The organism is Leucobacter faecis, assembly GCF_054456695.2.
On sequence record NZ_JBTJER020000013.1, the window covers coordinates 42,906 to 69,480 of the forward strand.

17 protein-coding genes and 1 pseudogene are annotated in these 26,575 nt (G+C 63.4%); 15 read left to right on the forward strand and 3 right to left on the reverse strand.

The features are described 5' to 3' along the window. The first annotated feature begins 45 nt into the window (after positions 1-45). Entirely contained in the window at positions 46-810 is a 765-nt protein-coding gene (locus tag ACXR2W_RS12495; protein WP_458816093.1) for a YaaA family protein, read from the forward strand. A gap of 66 nt (positions 811-876) precedes the next feature. Next, a complete protein-coding gene (locus ACXR2W_RS12500) occupies positions 877-1,692 on the forward strand; it encodes a PP2C family protein-serine/threonine phosphatase (protein WP_458816095.1) in 816 nt (271 codons plus the stop codon). 94 nt (positions 1,693-1,786) lie between these two features. Here ACXR2W_RS12500 and ACXR2W_RS12505 read toward each other — a convergent pair whose 3' ends face one another. Further along, positions 1,787-3,127, reverse strand: coding sequence for an aminotransferase class III-fold pyridoxal phosphate-dependent enzyme (locus ACXR2W_RS12505; protein WP_458816097.1), 1,341 nt, complete (start codon positions 3,125-3,127; stop codon positions 1,787-1,789). A 112-nt stretch (positions 3,128-3,239) separates the two neighbouring features. On the opposite strand from ACXR2W_RS12505, the gene ACXR2W_RS12510 reads away from it, so the two are divergent. The 8 genes from ACXR2W_RS12510 to ACXR2W_RS12545 all read left to right on the forward strand — a co-directional run bounded on the left by ACXR2W_RS12510 (position 3,240) and on the right by ACXR2W_RS12545 (position 13,037). Further along, positions 3,240-3,716, forward strand: coding sequence for an OsmC family protein (locus ACXR2W_RS12510; RefSeq protein WP_458816099.1), 477 nt, complete (start codon positions 3,240-3,242; stop codon positions 3,714-3,716). Positions 3,717-3,772: 56 nt separating this feature from the next. Then, positions 3,773-5,359: a methionine--tRNA ligase gene (metG, locus tag ACXR2W_RS12515; protein ID WP_458816101.1), complete on the forward strand. Its 1,587-nt coding sequence runs from the start codon at positions 3,773-3,775 to the stop codon at positions 5,357-5,359. Continuing rightward, entirely contained in the window at positions 5,356-6,285 is a 930-nt protein-coding gene (locus ACXR2W_RS12520; RefSeq protein WP_458816103.1) for a TatD family hydrolase, read from the forward strand. The genes metG and ACXR2W_RS12520 overlap by 4 nt, the downstream gene beginning before the upstream one ends. After that, entirely contained in the window at positions 6,282-7,172 is an 891-nt protein-coding gene (gene rsmA / locus ACXR2W_RS12525; protein ID WP_458816105.1) for a 16S rRNA (adenine(1518)-N(6)/adenine(1519)-N(6))-dimethyltransferase RsmA, read from the forward strand. Before ACXR2W_RS12520 ends, rsmA begins: the two co-directional genes overlap by 4 nt. A gap of 129 nt (positions 7,173-7,301) precedes the next feature. Next, on the forward strand, positions 7,302-10,262 hold the full coding sequence (locus ACXR2W_RS12530) for an exo-alpha-sialidase (RefSeq protein ID WP_458816107.1): 2,961 nt from the start codon (positions 7,302-7,304) through the stop codon (positions 10,260-10,262). A 98-nt stretch (positions 10,263-10,360) separates the two neighbouring features. Beyond that, the gene (locus ACXR2W_RS12535; RefSeq protein WP_458816109.1) at positions 10,361-11,293 is read left to right on the forward strand and encodes a 4-(cytidine 5'-diphospho)-2-C-methyl-D-erythritol kinase; all 933 of its coding nucleotides are present in this window, start codon (positions 10,361-10,363) and stop codon (positions 11,291-11,293) included. A gap of 55 nt (positions 11,294-11,348) precedes the next feature. Continuing rightward, a complete protein-coding gene (locus ACXR2W_RS12540; protein ID WP_458816111.1) occupies positions 11,349-12,758 on the forward strand; it encodes a DsbA family protein in 1,410 nt (469 codons plus the stop codon). 84 nt (positions 12,759-12,842) lie between these two features. After that, positions 12,843-13,037, forward strand: coding sequence for a hypothetical protein (locus ACXR2W_RS12545; protein ID WP_458816113.1), 195 nt, complete (start codon positions 12,843-12,845; stop codon positions 13,035-13,037). Here the strand turns inward: ACXR2W_RS12545 and ACXR2W_RS12550 are convergent. Then, on the reverse strand, positions 13,034-14,791 hold the full coding sequence (locus ACXR2W_RS12550) for an alkaline phosphatase family protein (protein WP_458816115.1): 1,758 nt from the start codon (positions 14,789-14,791) through the stop codon (positions 13,034-13,036). The genes ACXR2W_RS12545 and ACXR2W_RS12550 overlap by 4 nt on opposite strands. Before the next feature lie 92 nt (positions 14,792-14,883). On the opposite strand from ACXR2W_RS12550, the gene ACXR2W_RS12555 reads away from it, so the two are divergent. The 3 genes from ACXR2W_RS12555 to ACXR2W_RS12565 all read left to right on the forward strand — a co-directional run bounded on the left by ACXR2W_RS12555 (position 14,884) and on the right by ACXR2W_RS12565 (position 21,645). Then, positions 14,884-16,827 carry an ABC-F family ATP-binding cassette domain-containing protein gene (locus ACXR2W_RS12555; protein WP_458816117.1) on the forward strand — a complete coding sequence of 648 codons (1,944 nt, stop codon included), beginning with the start codon at positions 14,884-14,886 and terminating at the stop codon, positions 16,825-16,827. A 64-nt stretch (positions 16,828-16,891) separates the two neighbouring features. Continuing rightward, on the forward strand, positions 16,892-19,453 hold the full coding sequence (locus tag ACXR2W_RS12560) for a YhgE/Pip domain-containing protein (RefSeq protein WP_458816119.1): 2,562 nt from the start codon (positions 16,892-16,894) through the stop codon (positions 19,451-19,453). A gap of 5 nt (positions 19,454-19,458) precedes the next feature. Further along, positions 19,459-21,645 carry a YhgE/Pip domain-containing protein gene (locus tag ACXR2W_RS12565; protein ID WP_458816121.1) on the forward strand — a complete coding sequence of 729 codons (2,187 nt, stop codon included), beginning with the start codon at positions 19,459-19,461 and terminating at the stop codon, positions 21,643-21,645. Here the strand turns inward: ACXR2W_RS12565 and ACXR2W_RS12570 are convergent. Further along, entirely contained in the window at positions 21,547-22,527 is a 981-nt protein-coding gene (locus ACXR2W_RS12570) for a LysR family transcriptional regulator (protein WP_458816123.1), read from the reverse strand. The genes ACXR2W_RS12565 and ACXR2W_RS12570 overlap by 99 nt on opposite strands. 77 nt (positions 22,528-22,604) lie before the next feature. On the opposite strand from ACXR2W_RS12570, the gene ACXR2W_RS12575 reads away from it, so the two are divergent. Together ACXR2W_RS12575 and ACXR2W_RS12580 are read left to right on the forward strand one after the other, a co-directional pair. After that, complete coding sequence (locus ACXR2W_RS12575; RefSeq protein WP_458816125.1) at positions 22,605-24,398, forward strand: L-aspartate oxidase; 1,794 nt, start codon at positions 22,605-22,607, stop codon at positions 24,396-24,398. A gap of 395 nt (positions 24,399-24,793) precedes the next feature. Further along, a pseudogene (locus ACXR2W_RS12580) lies at positions 24,794-26,575 on the forward strand (hypothetical protein); the annotation flags it as partial.

Consider the following 26,575-nt stretch of genomic DNA (forward strand, 5'->3'; position numbering starts at 1 on the left):
TCGGCCTTCTGCCGTCTCTCCCGAAAGGCCGTCATGCTGATCCTGTTGCCCCCTTCTGAAACGAAGCGCGAGGGCGGGTCCCATCGTTTCGATCAATCGAACCTGTTTGCTCACGACGCGCTCTCAGAAGCTCGGGCGCAGGTGCGGGCCGCACTCGAAGCCCTGTGCGCGCCAGACGCCGATCAAGAGGCGGCCGCGAAAGCACTCAAGCTCGGGGTGAAGAACCGCGGTGAGCTCGGCCACAATCTCGTGCTCACTACGAGCGGAGCGATGCCCGTTCTTGATCGCTACACGGGAGTCTTGTTCGACGCGCTAGATGCCTCGTCGCTCGACGCGGCGGCAAGATCCTGGGCGGCGGGGCACGTGCGGGTTCAGTCTGCGCTCTTTGGACAGGTGCGGGCCCTCGACCTTATTCCTGCGTATCGCGTATCCGCGTCATCGCGGCTCCCCGCACTGGGCGGCCCGCTGAAGCGCGTGTGGTCGGCGGCGCACGCGGCCGTTCCATCGAGCGCGTTTACGCTCGACCTGCGCTCGAAAGACTATGCCGCCCTCGCACCGCTACGCGCGGGGGAGGGGTTTTCGCTGCACGTCGTGCAACGAGGCGCAGACGGACAGGTGCGTGCGCTCAATCACTTCAATAAGGCTGCAAAGGGTGACCTAGTGCGCAGGCTTGCCACGACCGGGCGGCATATCGACAGCCTCAACTCGCTGCTCGATTGGGCCGCTGAACAGTCGCTTGAACTCACTCTCGTAGATGACGCGCTCACACTCGTAACAACGCTGGGCGCTCCGGCGCACGCGGGCGCATGAACCGATCGGTAGCCGCCGCTCGGTCAGGGCAGGATAGGATGAACTGATGTCTAACAGGTGCAAGCAATGACGGCCCGCGGAGAGAACGCCGCGCGGCGACGGCTGCGCTATCGCAGCGACGGCGAGCTCGAGTTAGACCTTTCATGGTTTGGGCTCACTGATGTCGGTCACAGGCGCGAGACGAACCAAGACAGCTACATCACGATGCCACCCATTTTCGCGGTGGCCGACGGTATGGGTGGCCACTCTGCAGGTGAGGTGGCCTCTGCGGCTGTCGTTCGCAGGCTCGCAGAACTGGGTGGTGCCGAGCTCGTCACTGAGTCCGACATCGACGCGGTGCTCGCCGATGCGGTGGAGGACATTGAGCTTGATGCGGGCGAGACGGACCTGGGCGCGGGCACAACGGTGACGGGCGTGAGTCTCGGCACCGAGGATGAACCTACGTGGCGCGTGTTCAACATTGGCGATTCGCGGGTGTACCAGTACTTCAAGGGTGCGCTCAGCCAGATCACTGTCGACCACTCGGTGGTGCAGCACCTGATCGACACGGGCGCGATCACGCCAGAAGAAGCAGAAAGCCACCCGCACGCCAACGTCATCACTCGCGCGGTTGGGTTCGGTGAGGCGCCGATCCCCGATTACACGTCACTCGCATTGATCGCGGGCCAGCGGCTTCTCATCTGCTCAGACGGGCTCACCAAGGAACTTACCGAGGTGGGCATTCAGCACTTTCTGGCGACGTGTGAGACCGCCGAAGAAGCGGCACGCACACTCGTCGAACAGGCGCTCAACAACTCGGGGCGCGATAATGTGACGGTTATTGTCATCGACGTCCACGCCGTGGGCGATGTCGTCGACACGGGGCTTGTTCAAGCGCCGTAGCGCACGATGGGCACGCTCTGCGTGCCACGCCCGGCATTTACGCGTAAGGGCCGCGCTACCGGTGAGGTAGCGCGGCCCTTACGCGATCCGGAGCTTACGCGGCAGTAAATGCCTCGTCGAGCACGCTGAGCACATCGGTGATGAGCTCATCAGTCATCTTGACCGAGGGCAAGAAGCGAATCGCCTGGTTGTAGACACCGGCCGAGAGCAGCAGCACGCCGTGCTGTGCGCCGTAGTCGATGACGCGCTGCACGAGCTCGGCGTCGGGCTCGAGCGTGCCGGGCTTGGTCACTTCGATGGCGAGCATTGCGCCGTGACCGCGCACCTCGGCGATCGCGGGATGCTTAGCCTGCAGCGCGCGCAGCCCCTCGCCGAACGTTGACTCGACACGCTTCGCCTCGAGCAGCAGCGCGTCGCGCTCGATGCTCTCGAAGACAGCGACGGCCGCGGCGCACGCGACGGGGTTGCCACCAAAGGTGCCACCCAGGCCGCCAGGCTGCGACTTGTCCATGATCTCGGCGCGGCCCGTGATGCCCGCCAGCGGTAGGCCACCGGCGATGCCCTTGGCGGTCAGTACGATGTCGGGCTGAATGCCGAACTGCTGGTACGAGAACATCGTGCCGGTGCGGGCCATGCCTGCCTGGACCTCGTCGGCGATGAAGACGACGCCATTGGCGCGGCACCACTCGACGAGCGCGGGCAGGTAGCCGTCGGCGGGCACAATGAAGCCGCCCTCGCCCTGAATGGGCTCAACGACGAGGCAGGCGAGATCTTCGGCGCCAGCGACCTTCTCGAGGTACGCGATGGTGCGCTTGGCAGCCTCAGCGCCTGAGAGACCGTCGTGCAGCGGGTAGGAACCGGGAGCCTTGTAGATGTTGCCGGCGCGGGGGCCGTAACCGGCCGCATAGGGCGCCGCCTTGTGGTTCATTGACGAGGTGAGCATCGTGCGACCGTGGTACGCGTTCTCGAGCACGGCGACGCCGGGGCGGCCCGTGTGCTTGCGTGCGATCTTGACACCGTTCTCGACGGCCTCGGCGCCCGAGTTCATGAGCAGGGTCTTGTACTGCTCATCGCTCGAGATGGCCTTTGCGAGGTGCTCTGCCACCTCGACGTAGGGGGCGTAGGGAGTCATCGTGAACAGCGTGTGCGTGACCTTGCTGAGCTGCTCGGTGGCCGCCGCGACAACCGACTCATCGGTGTGACCGACCGTCATGACGCCAATGCCGCCGCACACATCAATGATCTGGTTACCGTCGACGTCAACGAGGATCGACTCGTGAGCACGGTCGATGTAGACGGGCAGCACGCTGTGCACCCCGGGCGGCACGACGGCCTGCCGGCGAGCGTGCAGCTCCTTCGATCGTGGGCCGGGGATCTCGGTGACGAGTCGGCGCTCTTGGGGAATACTGGTCTGCGTAACGATGGCTTCGCTCATACGCGCTAGCTTACTCCCGTCTCTTGGATGTTCGTGCCGGATCGTGCCGGGCGTGCGGGGGCCCGGGCGCCTCCTCGCGCCCGGCGCAAAACCAGGGCGGTAGAGTGACCGCATGAAAGAGCGTCACGAATACACGGTCACCGTCGAGTGGGTGGGTAACCGCGGCACAGGCACGAGCGGATACCGCGCCTACGGGCGAGAGCAACTGATCCATGCGCCGCACAAGGCCCCACTTGAAGGGTCAGCAGACGCGACCTTTCACGGTAACAAGGAGCGCTGGAACCCCGAGGAGCTGCTGCTTTCGGCTCTTGCCCAGTGCCACATGCTGTCGTACCTGCACGTGGCGGTGCGTGACGGGGTCATTGTGACCGCGTACACCGACGCCGCGAGCGGCGTGCTGAAGCAGTCTGGTCTGGGGGGCGCGTTTGAATCGGCCACGCTGCGGCCACGCGTGACGGTCGCCCACGCATCGATGGTGGCGGCCGCGCGGGCCGCCCACACCGACGCGCGGGCGTACTGCTTCATCGCGAACTCCGTGAACTTTGCGGTGCACCACGAGCCCGAGATCGTGGTCGAAGGCGAGAGTTAGTGAACCTGGCGTAACACGGGCGGGATCGGTCCTTACCACCAGATAGAATGGTCCCCATGCCCAATCCCTCCTCGTTTTTTCTCACGACGCCCATCTTCTATGTGAACGACGCACCCCATATTGGGCACGCTTACACCGAGGTGGCGGCAGACGTGCTCGCGCGGTGGCATCGGCAGGCGGGTGACGACACCTGGTTTCTCACCGGCACCGATGAGCACGGCCAGAAGATTCTGCGCACTGCCACCGCAAACGGCGTGGCACCCAAGGAGTGGGCTGATCGACTCGTCGAGTCGGCGTGGAAGCCGCTGCTCGATACGATCAACATCTCAAACGACGACTTCATTCGTACGACTGAGAAGCGTCACGAAGATGGCGTAGCCAAGTTTCTGCAAAAGCTGCACGATGACGGGCACGTGTACGCCGGCGAGTTTGAGGCCCTCTACTGTGTTGGGTGTGAAGAGTTCAAGCCCAAGAGCGAGATCGTCGATGGCGAGGGTGCCTTCGAGGGCGAAAAGGTGTGCTCGATCCACTCGAAGCCGCTCGAGCTGCTGCAAGAGAAGAACTACTTCTTTAAGATGAGCGCGTTTCAAGAGCGCCTGCTCGCACTCTACGAGGAGCGCCCCGACTTCGTGCAGCCGGCGAGTGCCCGCAACGAGGTCGTCGCGTTTGTGCAGCAGGGCCTCGAGGATCTGTCGATCTCGCGCACGTCGTTCGACTGGGGCATTCCGATTCCCTGGGACTCGGCGCACGTCACCTACGTGTGGTTCGATGCGCTGCTCAACTACGTCACCGCGATCGGTTACGGCCAGGATGACGAGAAGTTCGCGCAGCACTGGCCTGGCAGTCACCTCGTCGGCAAAGACATTCTGCGTTTTCACGCCGTGATCTGGCCAGCGATGCTGATGGCCGCGGGTCTTGAGGTGCCCAAGCACGTGTTCGCACACGGCTGGCTGCTCGTGGGTGGCGAGAAGATGTCGAAGTCGAAGCTCACGGGCATTGCACCGAACGAGATCACCGACACATTTGGCGCAGACGCGTTTCGGTACTACTTCATGCGTGCCATTTCGTTTGGCCACGACGGTTCGTTCAGCTGGGAAGACCTTTCGGCCAGGTACCAGGCTGAGCTCGCGAACGGATTTGGTAACCTCGCAAGCCGTGTGCTCGCGATGAACGCGAAGTACTTTGAGGGTCGCGTGCCCGCCGCTTGCACCGAGACCGCCGCCGACGCCGCGATTCGCGAACTCGCAGCGAGTGCCGCGCAGCGCGCCGACGAGAAGATCGAGACCTTCGCGATTCACGAGGCAATCGCAGCAGTCTGGGAACTCGTTGACGCGCTCAACGGGTACATCACCGAGCAGGCGCCGTGGGCGCTCGCGAAAGACCCTGCGAACACCGAGCGTCTGCAGACCGTGCTGAACACTGCAACCGAGGGGCTGCGTGCGCTCGCCGAGCTGCTCTCGCCGGTATTGCCCGAAGCAACGGTGAAGCTGTGGGCTGCACTGGGCGCTGAAGAAACGCTCGGCGCGCTTGACGCACAGCCGATCCGGAACGCGGGACGCTGGGGTCGCCTGCCCGCAGGTACCCAACAGCATCCGCTCGCGGTGCTGTTTCCGCGCATTGAGACGGAGGAGACGGGCAAGTGAGCGAAGCTTCGCGGCCCGACGCGCCCGCGGGCGGGCTGCGCAAGCGGTCTACCGGCGCGCGTGACCCGCGCGACCTCGAGCGTCCAGGGCTCCCCGAGCCGCTTCCCATCGCGGTCTACGACAACCACACGCACCTTGAGATCGAGGACGGCATCGACACCCTCGAGCCGCTCGAGTCTCTCGACCTTGCTGAGCGTTCGGGCGTGCGCGGTGTCGTGCAGGTGGGCACCGACCTCGACACGAGCCGGTGGAGCGCGCAGCTTGCCGCGAGTGACCCGCGGGTACTCGCGGCCGTCGCGCTGCACCCCAACGAAGCGCCCAAATTGTTTGCGCAGGGTAAGCTGAGCGCCCACCTGTCAGAGATCTCGCGTCTCGCGGCCGAACCGCGTGTGCGCGCCGTTGGTGAGACCGGCCTCGACTTTTTTCGCACGGGCGAAGACGGGCGTGAGGCGCAGATCGAAGCGTTTGAGACCCACATCGAGATTGCGCAAGCCAACGGCATCGCGCTGCAGATTCACGACCGCGACGCGCACGATGAGGTCGTCGCGACCCTGCTGCGCGTAGGCGCACCCGCGCGCACTGTGTTTCACTGCTTCTCGGGTGACGCGAAGCTTGCTCGCATCTGCAACGAGCACGGCTGGTACATGTCGTTCTCGGGGACCTCGACGTTTAAGAACGCCCCGGCGCTGCGCGAAGCACTGCAGGTGGCGCGGCCAGAGCTCGTACTCGTTGAAACCGATGCTCCCTTCTTGACACCGGAGCCGCTGCGAGGCCGCCCCAACGCGCCCTACCTCATGCCACACACGGTGCGGCGCATGGCCGACACGCTCGAAGAATCGCTGGAAGAGCTGTGTGCCCGGCTCGTGGCCAACACCGAACGCGTCTACGGATCGTGGAACGACACCCCTGAAGAAGGTGCAGTATGAGTGCAGATAGGCCCGCCCTGCTCGGCCCCGTCGAGGTGCGCGAGCTTGCCGAACGACTCGACGTGTCGCCCACGAAGAAGCTCGGTCAGAACTTTGTGATCGACCCCAACACCGTGCGCAAAATCGTGCGGCTCGCGGGAGTGCAGGCTGGCGACCGCGTCATTGAGGTGGGCCCGGGCCTCGGCTCTCTCACTCTCGGCATCACCGAGGTGGGGGCCGATGTGACGGCCGTCGAGATTGATCACCGGCTCGCTGCTGAGCTGCCGGCGACCGCGCGCACCATGCAGCCCGCAATCTTCGCCGATGAAGCGGCACCGCGGCTGCGGGTGCTGCGCAGCGACGCGCTCGATATCACTCCGGATCAGCTCGCGGCCCTGCCAGCGCCGCCCGAGGTACTCGTGGCGAACCTGCCGTACAACGTGTCCGTGCCCATTCTGATGCACTTTCTCGAGCTTATGCCCCAGCTGCGGGCTGGGCTCGTTATGGTGCAGGCCGAGGTGGGGTACCGGATCGCGGCGGCGCCGGGCTCTAAGGAGTATGGCGCACCCAGCGCGAAGGCCGCGTGGTACGGCCCGTGGCGCATCGCAGGCACGGTAAGCCGGCGTATCTTCTGGCCCGTGCCGGGGGTCGACTCGGTGCTAGTGGGATACGAACGCCGAGCCGAGCCGCGTGGCAGCGAAGCAGAGCGCGAGGCGACTTTCGCGCTCGTGAATGCAGCCTTTGCGCAGCGCCGCAAGATGCTGCGCCAGGCGCTGCAGCCCGTGTTGGGCACGCTCGAGCAGGCCGTGTCAGTGATGAGCGTGGCGGGCATCGATCCGACCCTGCGTGCCGAGCAGCTGAGCATCGACGACTACCTGGCGATCGCCCGGGCGGCTGCACGCGTGTAACTTCCGTGCAGCGCTTCGAAGCGCTGGCTCGACGGCCGAAAGGCACGCCGGGCTAGCGCTTCTCTTGTGCGAACTTCAGATGTCTGACATCCTACGTCAGACACAGTTGTCTATTGAAAGGTTGCACCGTTGCCCTATCGTTCACATCTGCGCGTGCCCGTGAAGCGCTCGTTCAAACGCATCTGGGCGGGCGCCGCCACTGCAGCACTCGCGTGCGGCCTGGTCGCGACACCGCTCGGTGCGCCCGCCCCCGCGCAGGCCGAGAGCCTGCCCGCCTACCTCACCGACCCGACCGCTAGCCCCGGCACATTCACCTCTGAAAACATCGCGGGCGACCGCACGAGCGAGCAGTTCTTCTACCGTATTCCGGCGCTCGCATACCTGGGCGAGGGTGTGGTCGTCGCGGCTTGGGACGCGCGGCCGGGGAGCGCTGCCGACGCGCCAAACCCCAACTCGATCATGGTGCGTCGCTCCACCGATAACGGTAAGACCTGGGGCGAGTACCAGCTCGCGGCCGAGGGTCACGTGGGTGACGCATCGCAAAAGAAGTACGGCTACTCAGATCCGAGTTTTATCTACGACGCCGAAGCGGGCAAACTCTTCGCTTCGTTTGTGTACTCGCTTGACCAGGGATTCCACGGCAGTGGGTACGGGAATGACCCCGAGGATCGAAGTGTCATCGGCTCAGCGGTCATCGAGTCCGCCGACGGCGGTGAGACCTGGAGCGAGCCGAAGATCATCACCGAAGACATCAAGACGTCAAACGGCACGGTCGTGGATGGCAAGTACCAACCCGCAGAAGGCGATGTGAAGAGCCACTTCGCGACTTCGGGCGAGGGGATCCAGCTGAAGTACGGCGAGCACAAGGGCCGTCTCGTGCAGCAGCATGCCGGCCGCATTCGCCAGGCTGACGGTTCCGAGCCGATTCAGGCCTGGTCGGTGTACTCCGATGACCACGGTGAAACCTGGCAGCGAGGTGCCGCTACCGGCACGACGATGGACGAAAACAAGGTCGTCGAACTGTCTGACGGCACGCTCATGATGAACTCGCGTGACAGTAGCGGTGGTGGCCGCAGGCTCGTCGCTTACTCGAACGATGGCGGGGCAACGTGGGGCCCCGTGCAGCGTGAAGAACAGCTGCCAGACCCGACGAACAACGGCGCCATTACACGAGTGAACCCCGACGCTGCGGAGGGATCTGCTGACGCGCAGAAGCTCCTGTTCACGAATTCGAATTCGACGACCGCACGCGCGAACGGCGCCGCACGCGTGTCGTGCGATGACGGTAAGACGTGGCCGGGGCTGCGACAGCTCACCAACGGCAGTTCCTTTCACTACTCCACCGTCACTCGCATCGACGAGGGCAAGTTTGGAGTGCTCTGGGAGCGTAACTACACGAGTGACCTGCCCTTCAGCACCTTCGACGACGAGTGGTTGAACTACGTCTGTGCCCCGCTCGCCGTGGGCAGCGCGAACCTCGAACCGGGCGTCGAAACCCAGGTGCTGGTGACCGTGACGAACCAGGAACAAGAACCCCTTACAGGCATCGTCAGCTTCGCCGATCAGGCGGGCTGGACCTTTGCGAGCGATGGCACTGTGACAGCCCTCGCCCCCGGTGAATCGGTGGAGGTGCCGGTCTCCGTGACCGCACCCGCAGAAGCGCGTAATACCCAGCACCTCACGGCCATGTTTACCGCGGCAGACGGTCGCCTGAGCCAGGCTGCAGTGAAGGCTGAACTGCCGCGCCAGTCGACTCTCGGCCTGAAGTACGAACTCACCAATACCTCGCCCGCCCGCAATCTCGCCGAGAACCCGTATGCTGCGGGCGACACGCTGAGCTTCACGGTGCGAGTGACGAGCACGTCAAACGTTCAGACGACGGCGACGCCCGGCGAAGCGAACTTTACGACAGGTTTTGCGCCGACCGCATGCCGCTTCCAGCGGCTTGGAGCGGGGGCGGCGTATAACTGCGGCACGCCGAAGGTGACGCTCACCGAAGCAGACATTGAGCGCGGTAGCTTCACGCCAAACTTCGCCTTCACCCTGGCAGATCTCGAGGGCGACGCGGCCGACATCTCGGTGCCCTTCACCGGCGCTACTGTGCCGCTCGCCGACGGTGCTCTCAGCCTTGAGGTGTCAGGCGAGCGTAACGACGCAGGCCGAGACCTCGCCGCGAACCCGTATGTGGCAGGCGACCAAGTGCCTTACCAATTTACGGTCACCAACACCTCATCGGTGACCGCAGCGGTCGTGCCTACCGCCGGCAACTTTAAACCGTTTGTGCCCGCAGACGGGGCTGGCAACTGTCGATACAGCGTGCTGAACGCGGGCCAGTCGTACCCCTGCGCAACGCCGCTCCACGAAGTGACAAGCGAAGAGGCGGAGCGTGGATTCTTCTTGCCGCTCACCACGTGGGAGATGAGCGCAGGCGGGCAGACGACGCTGCAGCTCGATGTGACGGGCGACGAGGTTGACCTGGTCAAGCGTGCACCGGCGCTAAGCCTCGTGACCACGGGCAAGCTGGTTGATAATGACGGTGACGGCTACGCGTCGGTGGGCGACGAGCTGCGGTTCGCGACAGCGATCACGAACGCCGGGAACGTGCGCGTCGACGACGTGCAGCTCATCGCTACACAGGCGGCACGATCGGGCGGTGCTTCCCTCGCTCCCGGCGAATCGTTGACCGCTGAGCACGACGCCGTTGTGCTTGACGACACGCTTCTCGTCGAAGACAGCTTCACGTATCCTGCCGTGCAGGCGCTCGCCACTAACGGTCTTATCGAGGTAGCGTCCGAGGCCGACGCATCGACACTGGAACTCGTGCGCGCACCAGTGATAGAGAAGCCGGGCACGGGGAACCCGGATCCCGAGAAGCCGGGCAAGCCAGGCACCGGTAACTCTGACACGGACGCGCCTAACGGCGACCAGCAGGGGGCTGCCGACAAGCCAGCGATGGGCGACGATCAGCTCGTCGCTACGGGAGCAACGAGCAACTTTATGCTGCTGGCGGCGGGACTTGTAGCTGCCGTCGCAGGAGCAGTGCTGCTCGTGGCACACCGCATGCGTAAAACTCGCGCGTCGCGTTTGTAACCGGGCATAGGCCATACACGGCCGCCTGCGGGGCGCAGTACTGCACACCGCAGGCGGCCGTGTCATTTGTGGCCTCCAGAGTGCGCTAGCGTGTAGCTATGGGAGAGGTTCGAAAGCGATCAGTCACGGTAAAGGCGCCTGGCAAGATCAACGTGTTCTTTCGCGTAGGGGCGCTGCAGGCCGACGGGTATCACGACGTTGCCTCGCTGTACCAAGCGGTGTCGCTGTGCGAAGAAGTGACGGCAGAACACAGCGACGAATTCACGGTGCGCTTCTCGGGTCCGATCGATACGGCCGGGCTGCCGACCGATGACTCGAACCTTGCGGTGCGTGCCGCGCGCATGCTCGCTGCCTACACGCAGTACGAGGGCGGGGTATCGCTCACCATTTTGAAGCGGGTGCCCATCGCGGGCGGCATGGGAGGCGGCTCTGCTGACGCTGCTGCCACTCTGCTTGCCTGCGACGAGCTCTGGGGTACCGGGCTTGGTCGATCGGGCCTGTTACCACTCGCGGCCGAGATCGGGGCCGACGTGCCCTTTGCGCTCGAGGGCGGCACCGCCGTCGGTACGGGGCGCGGGGATGAGCTGAGCCCAGCACTCGCCAAGGGCACGTTTCACTGGGTGCTCGCGCTGTCTGACGCGGGCCTCAGCACACCCGTCGTCTACGACATGCTCGATCAGCACCGAGACCGACACGCGGGCGACCTCGGGCCACAGCCCGACCTGGTCAAGGTTGACACGGCGGTATTACAAGCCGTGCGCATCGGCGATGCCGACTCTCTTGCAGAGTCGATGCATAACGACCTACAAACGGCGGCTCTGAAGCTCGCCCCCGATCTGATGGAACTGCTCGAGCTCGGCGAATCGCGCGGCGCGCTCGCCGGCATCGTATCCGGATCGGGACCGACAGTCGCATTCCTGGCCCAGGACGCGCAGGCTGCATCAGAGTTGCGCGGTGTGCTCACGCGTGCCGGGGTGCGCGCACTCACCGTGACGGGCCCCGTGCACGGCGCCCGCGTCATCGAGGGCTGAACGCACCCGCCGAGACCCACGGAATAGTGCAACACGCCCGGCCGTTATATCGGGTATGAGCAAAGATGCTGCGGTGCCCAGTATTTCGGTTGATGCGTGGTTCGATGTGCGTTGCCCGTGGTGTTACATCGGCAAGGTGCGTCTTGATCGCGCAGTGACCCGGTTCCAAGCCAGGTATCCGGGCGCGCAGGTATCGATCCGGCACCGCAGTTTCTATCTCGCGCCCAACATGCCAGAGCGGTATGCAGGCGGTGAAGCCGAGTACCTGCACGAATTTGAGGGCGTGCCCATTGAACAGGCGCGGCGCACGCCCGCGGTGCTTGAGAAACTGGCGTCGAACGACGGGATTGCTCTCTCGTTCGATGGGCTGCAGCTAGTGAATACTCGGCCTGCACATCGAGTGTTTCAGTATGCCTCGGCCCACGGTGCGGGCGAGGCGTTTCTTGAGAGGCTGTTTACGGCGTACTTTGCCGAGCACCGAGACCTTGCTTCGGCCGATGTGCTCGGCCAGATAGCGGCCGCAGCCGGGCTTGATCATGCCCAGGCAGTGGCCGCGGCTCGCGACGAAGCTTGGGATGCCGCGATTACGCAGCAGTGGCGTCGCGCGCAGATGCTCGGGGTGACGGGCGTGCCGTACTTTCTGTTCAACGCGACGTACGAGATTCGCGGTGCGATTGACGAGGGGGGGGGTTTGAAGCCGCGCTCGAACGCATACGGGAGCTCGAAGCTGCACGGGAATAAACGCGGCCTTGGCCGCGCTGCACCCGGTGTGACGAAAACGATACGCGTAGAAATTTGGTCTGACATTGCCTGCCCGTGGTGCTACATCGGTAAACACCGGTTTGAGGCGGGGGCTGCCGCCTTTCAGCTCCGTCACCCCGAGGTGAACTTCGACGTGACGAGCCACAGCTTCGAGCTGGCTCCCGACACTCCCGTCGACTACGCGGGCAGTGAAGTGGACTTTCTCGTCAAGCACAAGGGAATGCCCGCCGAGCAGGTGAAGCAGATGCTCGCACAGATGACTGAGCTCGCGGCTGGTGAAGGCTTAACGTTCAAATTTGACGACGTGAAACACGCGAACACACGCAGGGCACACCGCATGCTGCATCTTGCGCTCGAACGGGGCGTTCAGCCAGCAGCGCAGGAGCGCTTGTTCGAGGCATACTTCGCGCAGAGCGCTGACCTGTCAGACATTGACACGCTGGTGCGACTGGGCAGCGAAGCCGGGCTCGACGCCGATGAGGTGCGCGCGGCACTCGCAGACGAGGCCTACGGTGAGAAGGTAGACGCCGACATTACGCGTGCTCGTATGCTCGGGGTGCAGGGGGTGCCGTTTTTCTTGCTGCAGGGCAAGTACGGTATTTCAGGTGCGCAGCAGGCTGACGCCTTCGAAGGGGCGTTCGCGCAGGTACTCGAGCTTGAGGCTAAGAACGAGCAAACCCCACAAACGGCGCCAGCCGAATAGACCGCGCTGCCCGAGTAGCCCGAGTAGCCCGAGTAGCCCGCGCAGACCGAGCAACAATTGATCTTTCTGAAAGAGGAACACCCGATGACACAGAACACCCCCGGCGCTGCGGCAGACCAGAACACCGAGCAGGCCGCCCCCAACCTCAACTCGGCCGCCAGCATTGCGGGCGCCGCCGCGTTCGCCGACGCAGAGGCCCGCGAGATTCTCAACCTGTTGGGGGAGGAGAGTGGCGAAGCCGCTGGCGGCTGCTGCGGTGGGGGCTGCTGCAGCGTTTAACCCCCACTCACGCCGAAAAGCCCCGTACCGTATTTGGTGAGCATTGCGTAGGCCGCACCAAACGTTTCGGGCGGGTTCGCCTTCTCCTCAGCCGTGCCGTATTTTTCGACGACGAGGCCGATAAGTCCTTTCGCCGGAGGGCTGAGGGGCCGTTCTGGGTGGGCTCGTGCGGGGTGCTCGGCTGCCTCGGGGTTCGGCGGCACGTATGCGGGGAGGGTCTGTGGCCAGTCGGCCACATGTCGGGCCGTCTTACGCGACAAAGCATGGGCTATGCTCGGCGCAGTGGCGTCTCGCCTGGTGAGTGGTTTGAACTGAAAACGCTCGGCCAGTGTCGCCGCGAGAGATCCGTGATGCATTTCCTTGCGAAACACGCTCCCGCGCTCGACGTGCGCCGACACGAGGATTGTGGGTACTCGACAACCCAGCCGGTCAAAAGCGAATGACATCTCACCGGGGCCGTCGTTGTTCGGCGGAGTGGCCTCGGGCGGTGCAACATGGTCGTACGTACCGCCGTGCTCATCAAACGTTATGAGCATGGCGGTGTTGAGATAGTTGGATCCCGTGCGAGACATGCTGCCTCGTACCGCCGTGTAGATCTCGTGGATGAGTGCCTCGCCGGCGCGCACGTCAGACACAGCGCCGTTCCAAATGTCTTCTGAGCCGAGGTCACTCTCGTGTGGTCGCCCGACGGGGGGATGAAAGTCGTTGTGGTTGTAGATCATTCGGGGCTCGATGAAGGCGTAGTCGGGGAGGGTGCCGTTTGTGACGTCTTCGTGAAACTGCTCCATGGTCGCAAAGTGTTCGGTGTTCCAATATTGTTCGAGCACTGAAGCATGCAGCACGCCGGTAAACGAGATGAGCTGCAGTTTGTCGAAGTAGATGCGCCATGAGCGCCCCGCCTCTTCAAGCCTGTTGAATACCGTAGGCGTGGGGGCTGCGTCGAGCCATTTTTTGTAACCGCCGTTGTGCTGATTAGTAACGAAACCGTGCGATGTGCTCGCGTGAAAGAAGCTGCGGTTGCAAAATGTCTGGCTGGGTACCGCGCAGAACCAGCGGTCAAACACGCCGAACTCACGAGCGAGCGTTGAGAGCACGGGCAGCATCCCTGGAGTGAATGCACCCATGATCTGGTCACGCTCTGCAGTCGTGGGTTTGCGGCCCTCCTGCTGCTCGAAATCGGTTTCGTAATCGAGCACGAAGCCGTCCATGGTGGGTGCTGCGCCCCGGCTGGGAGCGTTATAGGGCGGTGCCATCGCAGCGACCGCTTTGCCACGATTGTGGTCGTCAAGCCGGCCGAAGAGCTGCGTATTGACGTGCGGGTATTCCTCGCCGGGATCGGGGTTGGGCTGCCCCATAATGTGGTCAGTGGCACCGCGATATGCATGGGCCGCGACGAGGGTTCCATCGGCGGCCGGATTCTCATGCTTTCCGTATGCGAGCCCCGCGAACTTGCGGTCGCGCGGCGGATTCGCGGGCGTATAGAGATAACCGAGCAGGTTGTCGAACGAGCGATTCTCTCCCATCACGACGACGAGGTGGTCGAATCCCGGGTCCCTGCGCGGTTTTGGGACGGCGAACTCTTCAGGAATGTAAGGGTTGCCCGCATCACTCGCTTGGCGAGCCAGGCCGATGCCCACTGCTGTGCCGGCGCCGCCCACCGCCAACCCGGCAGCGAGCGCGCCACCGGTCTTTAAAAAGCCGCGCCGGCTGGGCCCTTGCCCGGGAGCGGAACGATCGAGGTCTTTCTCAGCCATGAATACACTGTGCCACAGCTCTGCTGTGGCTTGCACAGGCGGCTTCAGTCATGCAGTCGAATGTGATCTGCGTGAACTAAGCTTAACCAGTTATGGCACATCTACTGGGGGCCGAGGCCCTACACCTTGAAGTTCCCACGAAGACCGTGTTCGACTCGGTGACGCTCGGCGTCTCTGAGGGAGACCGCATCGGCATCGTAGGTCGAAACGGCGACGGTAAGTCCAGTCTGCTGATGATGCTCGCCCGTCGGCGTGAACCAGACAGCGGGCAAGTGACGATGCGCGGTGGCACCACCATTGGAGTGCTCGATCAGGCCGATGTTTTCGCCCCCGGCGAGACTGTCGGCAACGCGATCGTCGGTGATCGCCCCGAGTACGAGTGGGCCGGCGACTGGAAGATTCGCGAGGTGATTGAGGGCCTCGTGTCTGACCTGGGCTGGGAGGCCCCTATTGAGGGGCTCTCGGGCGGCCAGCGTCGCCGTGTCGCGCTCGCCCGCGTTCTCGTGGGCGACCACGACATTGTGTTTCTTGATGAGCCCACCAACCATCTCGACGTCGAAGGGATTGCCTGGCTCGCGGCGCATTTGAAGCGCCGTTGGCCCGCGGGGCAGGGTGCGCTGCTCGTCGTCACCCACGACCGTTGGTTCCTCGATGAGGTCTGCACGATGACATGGGAGGTGCACGACCGCATCGTCGAGGCCTTTGAGGGCGGTTACGCCGCCTACATTCTGCAGCGCGTGGAGCGCGACCGTCAGGCCGCCACGATTGAGCAGAAGCGCCAGAACCTCGCGAAGAAAGAGCTCGCCTGGCTGCGACGTGGCGCCCCCGCCCGCACCGCGAAACCCAAGTTTCGCATTGAAGCGGCCAACGAGCTCATCGCTGACGTGCCCGAGATTCGCAACAAGGTGCAGCTCCAGTCGATGGCAGTGACGCGATTGGGCAAGGAAGTCGTGAACTTGCTTGATGCTGGCGTCGCCTATGGCGACCGCACGATCATTGAAGACGTCGAATGGCGCCTTGCTCCAGGCGAACGCACCGGTATCCTCGGCGTCAACGCCGCCGGCAAGTCGACGCTGTTGGGGCTCATCTCGGGCACCGTTGAACCCACTTCTGGCACGGTGAAGCGCGGCAAGACCGTTCAGGTCGCCACTCTCACCCAGCGTCTTGATGAGCTCGAAGAGCACCTGAACGAGCCGGTGCGGGTCGTGATTGGTCGCCTGCGATCGAGCTTCACGGTCGGCTCCGGATCAAAAGCGCAGGAGCTCACGCCCGGGCAGCTCCTCGAACAGATGGGCTTCACAAGCGCGCAGCTGTCAACTCCCGTAAAGGATCTTTCGGGCGGCCAGAAGCGTCGCCTGCAATTGCTGTTGATTCTGCTTGAGCAGCCGAACGTGCTCATTCTGGACGAGCCGACGAACGACCTCGACACCGACATTCTCGCGGCGATGGAAGATCTGCTCGATTCATGGCCCGGTACGTTGCTCGTCGTGTCACACGACCGCTATTTCCTTGAGCGCGTCACCGATCAACAGTACGCGATTCTCGATCGCAAACTGCGTCACCTGCCCGGCGGCATTGACCAGTATCTTGAGCTGCGTGCAGCGCAGGACGCTGCGGCATCGGGATCCGGAACAGCCGGCTCAGGGGCGGGCTCCTCGAGCAAGTCGGCAGGAACCACCTCTTCCGGTCATTCTGCGGGTGGCTCTTCCTCTGGTCATTCTGCGGGTGGCTCTTCCTCTGGTCATTCTGCGGGTGGCTCTTCCTCTGGTCATTCTGCGGGAGCGGAGCGACTCGCAGAATCCAAACCCCAACTCGCCGGAGCCGAGCGCCGCAGCGCGCAGAAGGAGCTGGCTGCAACCGAACGCAAGATCTCTAAGCTGCAGCTGGAAGCGACGAAGCTGCGCGAGGGCCTCGCAAATCTTGATCAGGGAGACTATGAGCTGCTGAACGCCCAGATGGCGAAGGTGACGGCACTCGAAATCTCGGTAGAAAAGCTTGAAGAACGGTGGTTGGAGCTTTCAGAACTGCTCGACTAGCCCCGACTTCGTACTAGGCTGTGCCTAGACAGTGAAGTGGGGGCTCATGCGCAATGCTTTTCGGGTGACCGGGCGGGATCTTAAGCGAATTCTTCGTGTACCGCAGGCGGTGATCATCCTGATCGGCATCATTGTGATTCCCTCGCTTTATGCCTGGTTCAACATTGTCGCGTTTTGGGATCCCTACTCGAACACCAAAGAGATCAACGTTGCAGTTGTCAACCTTGACAAGGGGGGGAGCTCCGACCTCACGGGCGAGCTCAACGTCGGCAGCCAGGTAGTGGCGCAGCTCAAAGAAAACGACCAGTTAGGTTGGAAGTTCTGGGACAAAGACCGCGCAATGACGGCGGTCAAGTCGGGTGAGGTCTATGCGACGGTCGTGATCCCAGCGACCTTCAGCACCGATATTTTGAGCCTCACGACAGACGACTTCGTGCGCCCGAAGCTCGAATACTATGTGAACGAAAAAGCCAACGCGATCGCGCCGAAGATTACGGACGTGGGGGCGACGACACTCGAGACCCAGATCAACTCCACGTTTGTGTCGACGGTGTCTGAAACGATCGCACAAAAACTTGAGCAGACGGGCGATGCGGCGGGTAATCGTCTGGTGAAAGCTCGTGACACATCGATCGACGTGCTGGGCGACATCACGAAGCAAATTACCGACGCGCGTAAGGGGCTCACCGATGCGGGCGAGAGCCTGTCGAGCGGCGAAGGAGCGCTCGGTGATGCGCGTGACGCCTTCACACGCATCGAGACCGCGATTGACGATGTACAAACCGCGATCGAAGATGCGCAGACGATCGTCGCAGACGTTCAAGCCGGACTTGTCACTTTCACCGATGCGGTCACCCAGGCCTACACCGCGGGGTCAGCGCAGTTGGTGCAAATCTCGTCAAAACTCAACACGAAGCTCACGGCGCTGGCCGCGGGCGCGAGTAAAGCGAACGTCGAGGTTGCGACTGCCCTGACTGACGCGGCCGCGCTCAACGAGGCCACGGGGCAGGCCATCGCGAATTTGACGCAGGTGAAAGACGGTTTGCCCTCGGGGGATCCCGTGCGGGACCAGCTTGAAACCGTCATTACGAACCTCGGTAGCAAGCAGGTGGAAACCACCAACCTGATTACTCAGCTGGAAACGCTCAACGCCGATGTGGGCACGGTGGCCGACAATATTCAAGCTTCGGCCGATGCGGTCAATGACGCTACCACCGCGACGGCTACCTCCGCCGAAGCCGTCAGCACGGTGCTCTCCACCACTCTGCCCGAGATCAACCGAGCCGTGAGTGCGCTGTCGGCGAGCGCCGGGGGGTTCTCGTCGGCACTGAACTCGCAAAAGCTTCTCGTCACCGAGGCGGTCAACCTGCTCGACGCCTTTGAAGGTGAACTCGAAGACGCCCGTACCGCTGGGAAGTCACTCGACTCTAACCTGGAGGGAGTCGAAGAGAGCCTGTTGAACGTGCGCACTGACGTGAGCGCTCTGAGCGCGGCCGACCTGATGAAAAAAGTGGAAGCGCTGAGCGGTCTCGACCCCACCAAGATCGCTGATTTCATGGCGGCGCCCGTGAAAGTCCAAGAGAAGATCGTCTTCCCGGTGCCCGCCTACGGCTCGGCAATGGCACCTCTGTTCACCAACCTGTCACTGTGGATCGCGGCGTTTGTGCTCGTGGTGCTGTTGAAACAAGAGGTCGACACCGACGGCATCAAGAACTTGACGGTGCGACAGGCCTATTTTGGCCGCTGGATGCTGCTGGCGGTGATCAACTTTTTCCAGGCACTGCTGGTGAGCATCGGCAACCTCGTGATCGGGGTACAGACGGCCAACGCGGTCGCGTTTGTCGCGACGAGCGTGTTCATTGGGTTCGTGTATATGGCGTTGATCTATGCGCTCGCCGTGTCATTCGGGTACGTCGGTAAGGGAGTGATCATCTTGCTGGTGATCATGCAGATCCCCGGCGCATCAGGAATCTACCCGATCGAGATGATGCCGGGCTTCTTCAGGGCGCTCTTTCCTTTCTTCCCGTTCACCTACGGGATCGATGCGCTGCGTGAGACCATTGGCGGTTTTTATGGCTTGAACTACTGGAAGTTTGTCGCGGTGCTTGCGCTGTTCGCGGGCTTGTCGTTCGCACTGGGGCTGTTCTTCAGGCAGCGTCTGGGCAATTTTTCTCGACTGTTCAACACCAAACTCAGCGACACCGATCTGTTTGTCAGTGAGAACGTGCAGGTGCTGGGATCGCGCCGGCGGGTGACTCAAATTGTGCAGGCGCTGACCAACCGTGATGCGTTTCGCGCGAAGCTCGCAAGGCAATCTACCTGGTTCGACGCTCACCACCTCACGATCCTGCGTTTGACGTTGATCATTGCGGTCGTCAGCACCGCTGTGCTCGCGTGTGTGTCTTGGCTCGTGCCAGATGCGAAGGCGACGGTGCTCGCGCTCTGGGGCGTGCTCTGCTTGCTCGTGATCGGGCTGGTCGTGGCGCTCGAGTACATTAAGCAAAACATTACGTTTGGCACGGAGATGACTGAACTGGGCGAGCCCGCACTGCAGTCAGAGCTGGCAGCCGAAGAGCGGGCCACACACTCGAACGCGGTGCTCGACAATCTGAAAGACCGGGTATAACTCCGATGAAGAACATTGCCCGGATCTTCCGTAATGATGCGCGCCACGTGCGACGCAACGCCATTGCCATTGTTGTCTTGTTTGGTGTCGTTGTGCTGCCGTCATTCTTTGGCTGGTTCAACGTGCTTTCGAGCTGGGACCCGTTTTCAAACGTCAAGAACCTCAAAGTGGCGGTCGCGAACGCAGACGAGGGGTATGAAAGCGAACTCTTTCCCATGCGGGTCAACGTGGGCGACCAGGTCATCGCGAACCTGCGGGCAAACAACGACCTGAACTGGGTGTTTGCTTCTGAGGAAGAAGCGATTGAGGGCACGAAGGCCGGCGACTACTACGCCACGCTCGTGCTGCCACCGAGCTTTAGTCGCGACATGATGACCTTCTTATCGCCGGGAGCCGAGCCCGCGAAAATTCTCTACTACTCCAATGAGAAGGAGAACGCGCTCGCCCCTGAGATTACGAACGAGGCAGCGACCGAGGTCTCGACGACCATCAATCAAACCTTCACCAAGACGCTGAACGAGGTGGGCCTTGCGCTCATCACCTCGTTGGCAAAAGAGGCCGATTCCGAGCAGTCTCGTGCAGCGCTGGGACGCCTGGAAACGAGCACGACAGCCGCAGCGAACGCGTTTGCATCAAGCGCCGACACACTGGAACTCTTTAGCGGGCTCATCGGCACCAGTCAGTCCTTGGTGTCGAGCGCGGCGTCCCTGGCCGACGCGTCAGTGCAGGCGGTAACTGACGCTTCTGGTGTCATTGGGACGGGAGCTTCTGCCGCGCAGTCGCTCCAGGCAGTGCTGGGAACCGCAAATACGTCGATCTCGGGTGCGCTCGAGGCGACGGCTGCGAGCTACCAGACTCTCATCGATGAGCTGTCGGCGCTCGATGACTCGTTTGCGGTGCAGGCGCAAGACACGGCTACTCTGCTGACCGCCGCCGCGGGGCAGGTGTCTAATCAGATCGCCAGCTACACCGCGCTGCGAACCGATCTGCAGGCCGTGGCCGACGCATCTTCTGACCAGGCGCTGAAGACCGCCCTGGGTGAGGTTGACTCGCACCTTGACAACGCGATTAAGAAGCAGCAACTTCTAGAAAAACGTCTCGAAGACGGGGCAGCAAACCTCGAGACCACGGCTGCTGGTATGGGAGACACCCAAGACGAAGTGATCAAGCTTGCGACCGATGCCCGCACGGCGTTGAACAGTGCGCACACAGCCTACGACGAGAACCTGCGTCCCAAGCTCGACGACCTGGGTGCTTCGCTCACCCTCGTCAATGGGGGCTTCGAAGCGATTAGCTCCGACCTGGTATCGGCGTCAGAGACGCTTTCGGGCGGGTCCACCTCGCTTCTTGGGTTCTTAGAGCAGGCAGAAAAAACAACGGCCGACATCTCCAAAGATCTGCGGCAGGTCTCTGAACGGCTCACCAAGCTCGCGAGCGCCCTGAACGCAGCATCCGTGAGCGGCGACCTCTCAGAGGTTTTGAGCTTGATTGGCAATTCACCCTCACTGTTCGCGGGGGAACTGACCACTCCAGTGGGACTTGAACGCATCGCGGTATTTAAGGTTGACACATTCGGTGCGCAGATGGCGCCGTTCTATACGGTGCTTGGGCTCTGGGTGGGGGCGCTACTGCTTTCGGTACTCATTCGCACCGACGTTGTCTATAACTCACTCGCCAGCTCGACTCCGTTCACGAAGACGCAAGAGTACTTCGGTCGCTACGGTATCTTCGCGGTTCTCGCGTTCTTCCAGAGCTCGCTGCTGTTTCTCGGGCTGATGGGATTTGTGGGTGTGCGGCCGGCGCACCCGCTGCTGCTCTTACTTGCTGGTTGGGTAATGTCGTTCGTGTTCTCGCTCATCACCTACACGCTCGTGCTGTCGTTCGGTGAAGCAGGTAAGGCGCTCGCGGTGTTCTTGCTGGTCGTGCAGATTTCAGCGGGTGGCGGGGCGTATCCGCTCGCGGTCTTGCCGCAGTGGTTCCAAAACATTAGCCCGTGGCTGCCGGTGAGCCACGCGACAAACGCGGTGCGCGCGGCCATTGCCGGTATTTACGAGGGGGACTACTGGCAAGACATCGGCATGCTCGCGCTGTTCTTAGTCCCTACGCTGCTCATCGGCTTGGTGCTCCGGATCCCGGTGCTCAAGATCAACAACGACCTGACGCGGGCTCTCGAGTCGACGAAGCTGATGTGACGCCGTAGCTACGAGGGCGTCGCGCATGGCGACGCCCGCGTGCGTGAGCGTCATATCAGCGCGATGCGCGAGGCTCACCGTGCGTGAGAGAGCGGGCTCCGCGAGAGGTCGCGCGTGGAGCAACGGCCGATCGAGCGCCACCATAGCCGGTACCACGGCGACCCCAAGACCGCGTTCGACAAACCTCAAAGACGCGTCCATTTCAGCCCCGCTTACGGCTGCGACAGGGGTGATCGCGGCCACGGTGAACGCGCGTGACAGGGTTGCGTGTAGATCGTAATTGTCAGGAAACATGACCTGCGGCATGCGCGCCAACTCTTGGAGGGTGACCGGGGCGGAGGCTGCCGGTGATCGCTTCGACGAGACGACCACGAGTTTTTCTGTGATCAGGGGTGATCGGTCGAGCATCGCGACGGCAGCAGTGGGGGCCGCATCGGTGTCGACAATGAGCGCCAGGTCTAGCCCGCCTTCTGCCAGCGTACTGATGAGGGTGCGCGATCCTCGTTCGGCAATTTCAACGTCAATGCCCGGGTATCGTGCGTGAAAGCCGACGAGCGCCTCCGCCACGAGGCTCGTGCACAGCGTGGGCGTCGCACCGAGCCGCACGCGGCCCGCCCGAAGGCCGGCGAGCTCGGCCATTTCGGTGCGCGCAGTGTCGGCATCGGCGAGCATGCGGCGGGCAAGGGGAAGCAGGCGTTCCCCGGCGGCCGTCAACGCAATATTGCCGCGGGCCCGGTGAAAGAGGTCAACGCCGAGGTCGCGTTCGAGCCCGGCGATCTGCCGGCTCAGCGAGGGCTGGGTGAGGTGGAGCTGCTCGGCTGCGCGAGTGAAGTGGCCGAGCGACGCGACCTCGATAAAGCTACGCAGTTGATCCAAATTCATGACGATAGCCTAACCGTATTGAAAGCATGAAATCTATTCATTGGAGTTATCGCGAGCGTGCTTTTAGCGTGGAAGCTATGCACACAACATTCACCACTTCCACCGCCCAGGGCGAACGACACCTCGCCGCAAACGTACTCGTCATAGGCACGGGCGGCGCTGGCCTGCGTGCCTCGATCGAACTCGCCCAGCGCGGTATGCAGGTGCTCGCCGTCGGCAAGCGTCGCGCTCATGATGCCCACACCACGCTCGCCGCAGGGGGCATCAACGCGGCTCTGGGTACGATGGACCCCGAGGACTCCTGGCAGCAGCACGCCGCAGACACGCTGCGCGAGTCATACTTTCTCGCTGATCCGGCGATCGTCGAGGTCGTTGCGCGCGGAGCAGCCCAGGGCATCGAAGATCTCGAGCGCTGGGGCATGCCGTTCGCGCGGGAGCGTGACGGGCGCATTAGTCAGCGTTTCTTTGGCGCGCACACGTACCGGCGTACCGCGTACGCGGGGGATTACACCGGTCTTGAGATTCAGCGCACGCTGCTGCGGCGTGCCCGCGAGCTGCAGGTGCCCATCATCGACACCGTGTACATCACGCGGTTACTCGAAGCGGGCGGGCGCATCTTTGGCGCCTATGGATTCGACATCGTTGACGGCACACCCGTCGTGATCCACGCCGACGCTGTGATTCTGGCGGCGGGCGGGCACACGCGCATTTGGCGCAACACTTCATCGCGCCGAGACGAGAACACGGGTGACTCCTTTCGTCTCGCCGCACTCGCGGGAGCCAAAATTCGCGACGCAGAGCTGGTGCAATTTCACCCTTCTGGCCTACTCGAACCGAGCGATGCCGCGGGCACGCTCGTGTCTGAGGCGGCGCGCGGTGAGGGAGGCGTGCTGCGTAATGCGCTGGGGGAGCGGTTCATGCAGAAGTATGACCCCGAGCGCATGGAACTGTCGACCCGTGACCGGGTGGCGCTTGCGAGCTACACCGAGATTGCCGAGGGGCGCGGCACCGAGAGCGGTGGCGTGCTGCTCGACGTCTCGCACCTGCCGCGCGACGTGATCTTTGAGAAGCTGCCGCGCGTGTATCGCACGCTCATCGACCTCCAGATGCTCGACATCACCGAACAGCCCATCGAGATCGCGCCCACCGCGCACTATTCGATGGGCGGCGTGTGGGTGCGGCCTGAAGACCACGGCACCGGCGTCGCGGGGCTCTACGCCATCGGTGAAGCCTCGAGCGGGCTGCACGGTGCGAACCGGCTCGGCGGTAACTCGCTCATTGAGCTGCTCGTATATGGTCGCATCACCGGTGCCGACGCGGCCGAGTATGTCACGGGGCTCACCTCGGTGCGGCGCGACCGCGACGCGGTCTCTGAGGCGCGCGAGGAGATGCGAGGCCTGCTGGGGTTCGAAGGTTCGGGCGCCGGATCGGGGCTGGGGGCGCACTCAGAGAGCCCGCGGCTCTTGCAGCGTGCGGTGCGCGATTTGATGACGGCGCATGCGGGCGTCGTGCGCGACGAGGCTGGGCTTGTCGAGGGGCTCGAAAAGCTTGCTGAACTCGATGAGCGCGCCGCACGCGTCGCCGTGCATCCTGACATTGCGGGCTTCGACGATCTGGCCCACGCGTACGACCTGAAGGGTTCTCTGCTCGCCGCGCGCGCAACGCTTGAGAGCGCACTAGCGCGTCGCGAGACTCGAGGATGCCACAACCGCTCCGACTTTCCGGCAGCAAGCGACGCGCTGCGTGGCAACATGCTGTGGGACACCGAACGCGGGGTGTGGTTCGAGCCAGTTGCAGAGGCGCCCGAATCATTCAGGGCGCTCGCCGAGTCACACCTCGACGACTCCGTAGACGGCAAGCTCGTCGAATAGCGCAGGTGAGCTCTGCGCAGGGTGCGAGCCCTCTGTCTGCCGCTGTCTTGTCATGCTGCGTGAGCTTCGCCCCTTCCGTCATGCTGCGCGAGCTTCGCTCCTTCCGTCATGCTGCGCGAGCTTCGCTCTTTCCGTCATGCTGCGCGAGCTTCGCTCTTTCCGTCATGCTGCGTGAGCTTCGCTCTTTCCGTCATGCTGTGTGAGCTTCGCTCTTTCCGTCATGCTGCGTGAGCTTCGCTCCTTCCGTCATGCTGCGCGAGGAACGAGTCGCAGCATCCAGCGCCAACAAATCGAGTCGTCCACAGCCCCCAATTTCGACCGAAAATTGGCGTGATTACGCCAAATCTGTGGATAACTTCACTCGAATAAATCTACGATCCGTGAGACAATAGGGTATGGAAGCCAAACCCTCACCACAGCACGAAGAACCCCTCGCGGGCCTCTTCACTGAGGCTGCGGGCGAGGATACTGAAACCGCCACGGCGGAAGCCACTGGCGGTTTGGGGATGCAGGCGAAGTGTGACGAGATCGTGCAGCTTATGGCGCACGTGCAGTCCTTGTTTCCGGCCGACTGCCCTGGCGCTGACGCGCGTACGGTCGTGAACGCGCTCACCGACGAGGGGGCGAGTGATTTCGCGAAGATCGTGGCTCAGGTGATGCGCAAGTGTTCTGAGCTGGAGGTACTGAGCGCTGGGGTGGTAGGAACGCGGTCGGCTAAACGTGCCGGGCAGCCCGGGGTGGCGCAGGCGAGCGGTTTCAAAACGGGTGTCGAGATGATGCAGCACCTCACTGGGAGTTCGTGGGGTGAAGCGTCCCGCAAGGTGCGGGTGGGCCAGAGCATGCTCGCCGGTGAGGCGGCGGAGCGTGAGGCGCGCGAGCAGCGTGCAGCACTCGCGAGGCTCGCACGCGAAGCCGGCGACAGCGGTGGAGACATCGATGGCGGTGAAAGCAGTGACGGTGCTGGCGGTGACAGTGCTGGCGGTGTGGACGCTGAAGCTGCCGCTTCTGCGGCGGCGGAAGCTGCGGCGGCTGAGGCCGTGCTGGTGTTGGCGGTGCCGTGGCACACGGTGCTAGACCGGGCCGTGTCGCGTGACCGGCTCACCGACCCGCAGAACGATGCGATCAGGCAGGGCCTCGGCACTCCGCCCCGTGCTCCCGCATCAGACGCACACACCGCAGGTACTACTGCGGGCGCTGCGACTGGCACCGCAATGCCGGACTCCGCGACAGGCAGCACCGCCCAGGTGATGCCGGCGTGTGCGTTCCACACGGCCGCGTACGCGGCCCTCCAAATTTCCCACCCCCAGAGCAGCCCTACCGGCACCTCTGTCAGCACCGATCTGGCCACAGACGCAGATTTCTTTGACGATGGCGACTGTGGGGGCCGGTGTGAAGCGGCCCTGCTGGTGCTGTGGTGGCAGGCCGGGCTCGACCTGATCGAGGCCGCCCAGCACACCCGGGTGGAAGAGCTGCGCCGCCACGCGCGCGCGATTCGTGATCTCCTCGACCCCGAGGGGGCGACGCTGCGGCGTAACGAGCGGTATGAGGCGCGCTCATTTAGGTGGTGGACGGACCCGAATGGGCAGTTCCATGCCCGCCTCACCTGTGATGATGATGCGGGGGCGTGGATTCAGACGATTTTTGCGAGCGCGCTGCGCCCCCGACGGGGCGGGCCCCGCTTCATCGACCCGGCAGAGCAGGCCGCGGGGGAAGAGCTCGCGCAAGACGAGCGCACCCACCATCAGATCTCGCACGACCTGCTCATCGATCTGCTCCAGTCGGGCGCGGTCGCTGAGCAGCAGACCGTGTTCGGCACCCGGCAGGTGGGCGTGCGGGTGGTACAGGTTGTGAACCGGGCCGAGTACCTCGCCGAGCAGGCCGAGGCCCGCGCCGCCGAGGCAGCCGCGAAAGCCGCCAAGGCCGGGAAGAAGACCGCCCGGCAGGCAGCCCGTGGCACCACCCCCGAGGCGCAGCAAGCTACAGGCACGCAGACAGCAGGCACCCAGGCCACAGCCACACAGGCTCCGGGCCAACCGGCATCGCAGGCGACTCCCGCCGCATCTGGCAGCCCGGCCGCTTCTGCGGCTCCGGTCGACCCGGTCGGGGTGGTCGCCTGGTACGAAGACGGCCTCACCATCACTTCTGACGCGGTCGTCGCCAAGCAGCGCTGCAACGCC